Source organism: Nocardia carnea, from assembly GCF_029868325.1.
GTDB classification, from domain to species: Bacteria; Actinomycetota; Actinomycetes; order Mycobacteriales; family Mycobacteriaceae; genus Nocardia; species Nocardia carnea_C.
This window is the reverse complement of sequence record NZ_JARWNW010000143.1, coordinates 1-7,726: the sequence shown is the minus strand read 5'-3', so window position 1 is coordinate 7,726 and position 7,726 is coordinate 1. Positions and strand designations below refer to the sequence as shown.

The 7,726-nt window shown below is 67.1% G+C and carries 6 protein-coding genes and 1 pseudogene; 2 read left to right on the top strand and 5 right to left on the bottom strand.

Features of this window, described 5'->3' with window-relative positions; all coding sequences use genetic code 11:
- Positions 1 to 98: 98 nt before the first annotated feature.
- Complete coding sequence (locus QH196_RS10735) at positions 99 to 1,289, bottom strand: Rieske 2Fe-2S domain-containing protein (protein ID WP_280415620.1); 1,191 nt, start codon at positions 1,287 to 1,289, stop codon at positions 99 to 101.
- A 306-nt stretch (positions 1,290 to 1,595) separates the two neighbouring features.
- On the opposite strand from QH196_RS10735, the gene QH196_RS10730 reads away from it, so the two are divergent.
- Positions 1,596 to 2,516, top strand: coding sequence for a universal stress protein (locus tag QH196_RS10730; RefSeq protein ID WP_280415619.1), 921 nt, complete (start codon positions 1,596 to 1,598; stop codon positions 2,514 to 2,516).
- A gap of 192 nt (positions 2,517 to 2,708) precedes the next feature.
- Here the strand turns inward: QH196_RS10730 and QH196_RS10725 are convergent, their stop codons facing one another.
- The 4 genes from QH196_RS10725 to QH196_RS10710 form a co-directional block, all read right to left on the bottom strand.
- Complete coding sequence (locus tag QH196_RS10725; protein WP_280415618.1) at positions 2,709 to 4,025, bottom strand: ferredoxin reductase family protein; 1,317 nt, start codon at positions 4,023 to 4,025, stop codon at positions 2,709 to 2,711.
- A gap of 908 nt (positions 4,026 to 4,933) precedes the next feature.
- Entirely contained in the window at positions 4,934 to 6,013 is a 1,080-nt protein-coding gene (locus QH196_RS10720) for a saccharopine dehydrogenase family protein (protein WP_280415617.1), read from the bottom strand.
- Between the two features lie 117 nt (positions 6,014 to 6,130).
- Positions 6,131 to 6,466, bottom strand: coding sequence for a rhodanese-like domain-containing protein (locus QH196_RS10715; protein ID WP_280415616.1), 336 nt, complete (start codon positions 6,464 to 6,466; stop codon positions 6,131 to 6,133).
- A gap of 198 nt (positions 6,467 to 6,664) precedes the next feature.
- Positions 6,665 to 7,105, bottom strand: coding sequence for a MarR family winged helix-turn-helix transcriptional regulator (locus QH196_RS10710; RefSeq protein ID WP_280415615.1), 441 nt, complete (start codon positions 7,103 to 7,105; stop codon positions 6,665 to 6,667).
- 265 nt (positions 7,106 to 7,370) lie between these two features.
- Between QH196_RS10710 and QH196_RS10705 the strand changes: the two are divergent.
- Positions 7,371 to 7,726, top strand: a pseudogene (locus QH196_RS10705) (enoyl-CoA hydratase/isomerase family protein); the annotation flags it as partial.

The following is a 7,726-nucleotide window of genomic DNA, read 5'->3' as shown; positions in this document are numbered from 1 at the left end:
AACAACCCCCCCATCCCCCCAAAAACCCCCCCCCCCCCCCCCGGGCCCCCAAAAACGCCCCCCCCCGCAGGGCCGCATCCGGCGTCCGGCGGTATCGGCTACCGGGTGGTGGTGTCGACCACGGCGCCGCGGGCGATGTTGTCGGCGACCTCGGCTTCCCAGCTGGTAACCGCGCGTTCGGTATCGATCTCGAACTCGAACCGTTTCGTCATATCCTCGGTGATGTCCTCGACATCGACGTAGAACTGCTTGTACCAGCGGCGCAGCTGGTATACCGGGCCGTCCTCCTCCGACAGCAGCGGATTGTCGATCGGTGCCTTGTTCTTCCAGATCTCGACGTCCTGTTCGAAACCCACCTCGACACCGCGGGCGAACTGCGCCGCCATCGCGTCGGCATCCGCGTCCGACATCCCCTCCGGCTTCTTCACCATGGCGCCGTACTGCAGGACGAAGGAGTTCGAGGTGACCGGATAGTGGCAGTTGATCAGCACCGTTTCGATCGTCCTGCCGCCGGCCTCGTTCCACAGCCAGTCGATCATGTAGGACGGGCCGAAATACGAGGCGTCCGAACGCAGCGAGGAGTTCGGATCGTCGTAGTTGGTGCCGACATTGATATCGCCGCGCGGTGTGGACCGCATGTACTGCGTGGCCACATGACCTTCGAAAACGTTCTTGAAATAACGCGGGAAGGAGTAGTGGACGTAGAAGAAGTGGGCCATATCCACCACGTTGTCCACGATCTCGCGGCAGTGTGATCCCTCGACCAGCAAGGTGTTCCAGGTCCAGTCGGTCCACTCGGCCGTGCCGTAACCGTCGATCTGCGGAATCGTCACCTCATCGGTCGGCTTGCTGCCCTGCGGATCGTTCCAGACGAAGAGCTGGCCGTTGCGTTCCAGCGTCGGCCATGCCCGGGTCTTCGCCAGCGGCGGCACCCGGCGGGCATACGGGATTCCCGTACATTTGCCGTTGCCGCCCCAGCGCCAGTCGTGGAACGGGCAGGCGATGGAATCACCTTTGACCGTGCCGTGTGCAAGATTTCCGCCCATATGGCGGCAGTACGCGTCGATCACGTGCAATGCGTCGTCGGATTCGGACCGGAACACCACCAGGGTGGTGCCGAAGGCCTTGACCTCGTGCGGTCGGCCGTCCCGGAACGTTTTCGCCAGACCCAGGCAGTGCCAGCCGCGGGCGAACCGGGTCGGGGCCGCGGCCGCTTCGATCTGCCTGATTTCCTCGTCGTCGTGCTGGGTTTCCCCATTTGCTACGTGAGCCGGCATCGGAACCTCCATTGTTCCCACCAGAGTTGTGTGTCTGCGCCTGATGGTGACGCGGGTCGGCGCGCTGCGTGGGGTGAGGTCCCGGTCAGTGGGCTGAATTCGCCGCGGGTGGCTGCCTTCGGTTGTCGCGCGCCGGCAGCCGAGGCATTCGGGCGCGAGCGGCGAGCCGGCCGAGATCCGCGCAGCGTGTCGGCCGGCCGCCGGGGAGACGGTGGCTCCTATCCTGGGACCGGGGATCGGCCCGCCGGCCGATGGGGCGTTCGACCGGGAATCGTCATCGGAGAGTGATCGCGCCACGCTGAACGGAAGGTAGAACGGATGCAGCCAATCCCCGCGGGCAACCACATCGTGGTCGGTGTCGACGGATCGGAGACCTCGCTGGCGGCCGCCGAATGGGCGACCACGTTCGCCCGCAAGCTCGCCCTGCCGCTGCACCTGGTGCATTCCTCACCGGCTCCGGGCCCGATGCCCGAGATCGCGATGACCCCCGGCGAGCTGGCGGAGCGGTACCGCGTGTATCGCTCGGAATTGCTGACCACCGCCGAAGACGCGGTGCGCCGATGGGCACCGGATATCGACCTGACCTCGGTCGCCGACAGCGAGCCGCCTGCGGCCGGGTTGCTGAAAGCGGCCCGGGGCGCCGCGATGATCGTTATCGGTGCGACCGGCGCCGGGGCGGTCGAACGGTGGATCCTCGGATCGACCGCATTGCGGGTGGTCGATCAGGCGCAGTGCCCGGTGGCGGTATGGCGCGGAGATCCCGGGCATCCGTCCCCGGACGATCGCCCGATCGTGGTGGGTTGCGACGGCAGTCCGCTGTCGGCCGGGGCGACCGAACTCGCCTTCGCCTGGGCACAGCTGTTCTCCGTCCCGGTCGTCCCCGTGCGGACCTGGACCGACAGCGCGGCGGCCGGGGATTCGGTCCCCACGGCGATGCAGGTGTTCGGGCCGACCGCGATGACCGTCGATTGGGAAACCATCGCCCGCGCGGAGTCCGGAATACTGTCGACCATCGTCGCGCCGTACCGGGAAAAATTCCCCGGCGTCGCCGTCGAGGAGCGGTCCCGGCGCGGTTCCGCCGTCCGGGAACTGCTGCGGGCGCTCGACGAGGGACAGATGCTGATCGTCGGTCACAAAGGCCGGGGGCGTCTGCGTGGCGCCCTGCTCGGGTCCACGACGCAGAACCTGCTGCACCGGGCTCAGGGGCCGCTCATCGTCTATCGCGGGCCCGGCAACTGACGGCCGCCCGAGTACCAGCCGCTCACCGCGCTGCCGAGGCCGAGGCACCGGGGGCGGCGGCGATCGTCCGGATAGTCGTGGACAGCGGCGGTCAGCCGGTAGCGAGAGCGAACCACGCGGATGCTGCCAGCAGGATCACGGTGATCGCGAGAACCGCGCGGGTCGTGTAAACGTGTCGCATAGGGGCCCCGTTCAGACGAAGTCGAAACGTTCGGTGTGCAGACGTTCGGCGGGAACGCCGAGATCGGCCAGGGCCTCTTCCACGGCGGTGACCATGGGCCCCGGCCCGCAGGCGAAATACTGTCTCCGGGGATAACCGGCCGGCAGATGCCGGGCCAGTACGGCACGGTCGAGGTAACCGTGTTCGCCGGACCAGCCCGCGGGCGGCCGCTCCGGAACCCGGACCACCGTGAGATCCAGCCGCGGCTCCATTGCCCGGATCTCGTCGTCCAGGGTCGCTTCGGACAGGGCCCGGACGGCATGGAACAGCAGGACCGGGCGGCGGTCTTCGCGATCCGCCATGGTGCGCAGGATGCTCACCATGGGGGTGATGCCGATACCGCCCGCGATCAGTACGAACCCGGGGCCCTCGTTGCGGTCGGGAGTGAAGACGCCGTGCGGGCCGGAGATATAGGCGCGCGTTCCCACCGGGATATCGCCGACGGTCGAGGTGAAATCGCCCAGCGCCTTGATCGTCATCTCGACCCGCCGGTGTTCCTCGGCACTGGAGGAGAAGGAGAACGGGTGCGCGGTGATCGAGAACGGTGCGCGGTTCACCACGAGCCATCCGAACTGTCCCGGCTGGAATCGGAATCCGTCATGACCCACCGGCGCCAAGCCCAGCGTATGCGCGTTCCCTCGTTCGGCGGTGACCCGCTCGATGCGCCAGGGCCGGCGCAGCCGCAGCAGCGGTTCGACTACCCGCACCCATACGAGCAGTAGCACCAGTGCCAGCGTCATCAATGCCCACAACCATTTCTTCCACACCGCGTCGAGGTAGTAGTCGACGAGGAACATATGGGCGAGCGCGCACGCGACCACCAGCACGGACAGCACGCCGTGGCAGACCTGCCAGATCTCGTAGCGGATACGCAGGCGTTTACGCCAGACGGAGCTGGCGATCAGGATCAGCAGCAGGACCGTCGAGGCGCCCGCGAACCGCGCCCGCGGCGGAGCCTGCACCAGGTTGAGCAGACCGATGATGTCGGTACCCGCGATCTGCAGCAGCACCGGATGGGCGAGGATGAACGCCAGCGCCACATAGGACACCTGCCGGTGGAATTGCACCAGCGCGTCCTCCCCGAACGGCGCCGCGACGGCCCGGAACCGGGCAACCAGCGCGAATTGCAGGCCCAGCATCGACATTCCGACGAACCCCAGGGCGACCGAGAATTCCGTCAGGAATCCGCGATCGGCGTCGGCGACACCGATCGCGGCGAATACCAGCGGGATGATCGCGGCTGCCAGGTACAGCCCGAACCAGGCTGTACCGCGAGCGATGAGCGACAACTCGTCCTCCTGGCGATTCGACTCGACCGATGTCTGCGAAAACCGGGACCGGGCCCGGCGGAATTCTATGGCGCGCCGGATGCTCGGGTCGCCGCGCCACGCAAGGACCGGGGCACGGGTTCAGGATGCGCGACCCGCCGATCGAGGTATGGCGCTGAATGTCGAAAACGTCTACACGCGTCTTTCGCCCAGGCTTCGGAAAAGGTCGGGCTACGGGGATCTTGTGTTTTTCCGCCGAGCATCACAATTCGGTGGTTGATATCCGAAAGGCGCTCGTAATTCGATGAAGATAAGATTCGGTACCCGGCCGTATCGTCCTGTTCGTTATGTGCGGGAAGCGGTCGTCTAACAGTTCTGATAATCCGTCCCGAAGAAGCCCCGCCAAATGTGAGCTCATTGCAAGAAACCGTGTCAACGGCCGAAGAACGCCGTGGTGGGGGCGCGTTTCTTTGCGGGACCGACGAAAAACTTTTCGTCCGTGTGTGGTTCGGTGAAATGAGGTGCTGACGCGGTCTTTACGAGGTGCTAATCTGCACACGGGAACCTCCCCGGAACGGGGACCCAGTGGGACGATGGCTCTGCCGGACACGGTTATTGCGAATACCGCCACCGAAGGATTCGCGGGGCCTCGTCGTTTCGAGCGATTTCTCAGCCGGAGAACAATTCGAACGTTTCGTCGGAGGAAGCGAGGAACGTCATGAGTGCGATTATCGGCCTCGGCTCGGCGGCCGCGGGAGCGGCCCTGAGCCTGGCGTGGGGCCTACTGGGCATCATCATCTGAAGAAAGGAGGCGTCGTCCACCTGAACAGCAAATATTCTGCCGCCCGAGTAAAGAGGACGCTGTCGTCGGCCGTGGCGCGCCATCATGAAGCGGCCACGGCCGGTGCGGCGTGCGCGATGCTCGGGGGTTATCGGGTCAGGCCGGCCCCCGCGGCGCCGTCGGTGAGTCGGTCGAGGCCGAATGCTTCGACGGGGCCCAGAGCGCCGGTGCCGAGGAGGCCGCCCTCCAGCGCGGTCCGGGCACCCCAGGCGAGGATTGCCGCGGTGAAGTCGTAGGGGTCCACGCCGGTGAGTGTTACCGAGGCGCGAGGGCGGCCCGCGGCATCGGATACAGCCGCGACCGCCCAGGTGCGAGTGCGGGCCCGGGCGCTGGGTGCCGGGCCGCCGGTCGAGCCCTTGACGATACGGGTCAGCACGGTTTCGGCCAGCTGCTTCACCGGCTCCACCCGGGCGATCCCGGCGGTGATCAGCGAGGTCGCCCGCAGGCCGTGGGCGGCAGGCCCGGGAAGACCGAGGTAGACATCGGTTTCGCGGAGCTGCGGATACGAGCGGGTCAGCGCGAAATGCTCCGAACCCGGCACGGACGCCCCGGTGCGGGTACGGCCCGCGACCTCGAAATCGCGCACCCGCGCGGCTGTTCGCTGTGGCACGACCCGGCCGCCGCGCAGGGCGAAACCGTCTTCGAACAGCATGCCCGCCATGGAAGCGCGGGTGCCGCCGCTGGTGCTGGGGTCGGCGATGAAATAACCGATATCGGCGCGAACGGCATCCGGCGCCTCGTCGAGCGCGAGCGCCGCGGCCAGATTGCCCGGCACATAATCGAATCCGAAGGCGGTGAGCAATGCGACACCCGCCCGGCGAGCCTCGTCGTCGTGGTCGAACACCGTGCGGATGAACGGGCCTTCTCCGGTGGAGTCGAAATAGTGTGCGCCCGCCGCGAGAGCCGCTGCCAGTGCGGGCTTTCCGTAACGCAGGAACGGGCCCACCGTTGTGATCAGTACATCGCCTCGGCCCAGTAGTGCACGGACCGAAGCGGGGTCGGTCACATCGGCCACCGCGGTTGCCGCGCCGCCGATCTCGGTAGCCAGTGTCGCGAGCGAATCTGCGTTTCGGCCGGCGAGTACCGGCGCGGTGCCGCGGGCGGTCAGCGCCTGCGCGATCAGGCGACCGGTGTAGCCGGTGGCTCCGAACAGCACGATCTTCGGCATGGGCTGCTACTTCCGTTCTGTCCATCGGTCGGGTGGTGCGGTATCACCGTGGCATGCACGACACTACGTCGGCCCGGCCTGCCCGCGGTGGACCGCCCGGAAGCGTGGCCGATCATGTCATCGCCCCGGTTCCAGTGGTCCTCCGGCGGCGCGCCACTCGATCAGCCCACCCGACATGTTCTTGGCTTCGAAACCGTACTCGAGCAGTAGGTTCGCGGCCCCGTAGGACCGCAGGCCGCCGGTGCAGAAGGTGATCAACAGCCGATCGTCGGGCAGCTCGGCGCACGTGTCCGTCAACTGCTCCAAGGGGAGATGGACTGCGCCGGGAATACGGGTCCGATTCCATTCGAATCGTCGCCGTACATCGACGATCAGCGCACCGGATCGGACGGCGCCGATTGCTTCCGTTGCGGTCAGCGAGGGTGCGCGATACAGGTAATGGCGGATGCTCATGCGGACAGGTCCTTTTCGTGGATTCGGAACGTCCAGGACCCCACCTTGCATCCGAGAACGATAGCTGCCAGAACGTGAACCGGCAGCAGCGGTTGGTGCATGGACAAGTTCCCTCACGACCTTCAGTATGCCTGAAGCTTAGCAGGGCTTTCAGAATGGCTGAAGGTTATCTGCGCCGCCCCTGCCGACCCCCTGGTGTCAGATCCCCGTCCCGCGAAACGCGTCCACGACAGCGGTGCCGATCCGGCGCTGCACTGGGTCGGCCGCTGCGCCGAACAGCCGCTCGTCCACCTCGGTGACCACCTCCTGGGCAGCCCGCAGCAGCCGCTCACCGTCCGCGGTGAGTTCGATCGCGGACGCCGACCCGGCGCGGGCGGTGCGGTCACGGACGAGTCCGGCAGCGACGAGTGCCTTCACCGCGGTATGTGCGCTCTGCACGCTGATTCCCGACATTCGCGCCAACTCGCTGAACGAGGCCCCCGGAACACCCGAAATGTGCCCGAGCAGGCCGAGGCGCCCGACGGTCAGGTCCAAGGCGGCCAGTCCCGCATTGAGTTCGGTCTCCACCCGCCGTGCCAGCGTCAGCACGATGATCGAAGCACTGGTCACCGGCGGCGTCCGGTCGTTGTCGGTACTCACCACTTCAGTTTCGCGCAGGCCGCCCGATTCACCGCTCGCAGGTGCCTCGGCTCCGGACTTCGTTACGCAGGCCATTCGTCCGTGACCGACCGGCGCGGACCCCACGATTCCGGCGCCGATCGGTTCCTGGCGACGTATTCCGCCGAATGGCGGTCGCAGCCCGTAGGTGTGGGTGGTTGTGGCGCGTCCGATAGGTTCACTGTGGGCCGGAAGTGCCGGTGGCCCCGGCGCGGCCGGGTGTAGAACGCGCAACCAGGAGGGTGGTATGGGGATCGAAGTACGCACCCTCGGCGCGGCGGAACTGGCCGAGGGGACCGCCGGTGAATTCGCCATGGACGCGACCACTTTGCTCGAACCGCTGCTGCTGATCGACCTCGACGGTATCGATGGGGCGACCGCGGCGGCCGCCGCGGCGCGGATACCGGCACTGGGCGGACCCGCGGTCGGATTCAGCTCCGGCGGTATTGCTGCGGAGCTCGCGCCGTTGACGGCTGCGCTGGACCTGACCTACGCCGCGGGAGCGGTGGATCCGGCCGACCGGGCGGTTGTCGTGACCGACGACGCCGAGCGCGCGGTCGCCGAGTTCACCGACTGTATGCGGCGGTACCCGCGGGCGGCGAG

What these genes read in the sequence shown, in the direction of transcription:
- QH196_RS10735 (WP_280415620.1), bottom strand. Translation starts at nt 1,289, where the DNA reads ATGGAGGTTCCGATGCCGGCTCACGTAGCAAATGGGGAAACCCAGCAC.
- QH196_RS10730 (WP_280415619.1), top strand. Translation starts at nt 1,596, where the DNA reads ATGCAGCCAATCCCCGCGGGCAACCACATCGTGGTCGGTGTCGACGGA.
- QH196_RS10720 (WP_280415617.1), bottom strand. Translation starts at nt 6,013, where the DNA reads ATGCCGAAGATCGTGCTGTTCGGAGCCACCGGCTACACCGGTCGCCTG.
- QH196_RS10715 (WP_280415616.1), bottom strand. Translation starts at nt 6,466, where the DNA reads ATGAGCATCCGCCATTACCTGTATCGCGCACCCTCGCTGACCGCAACG.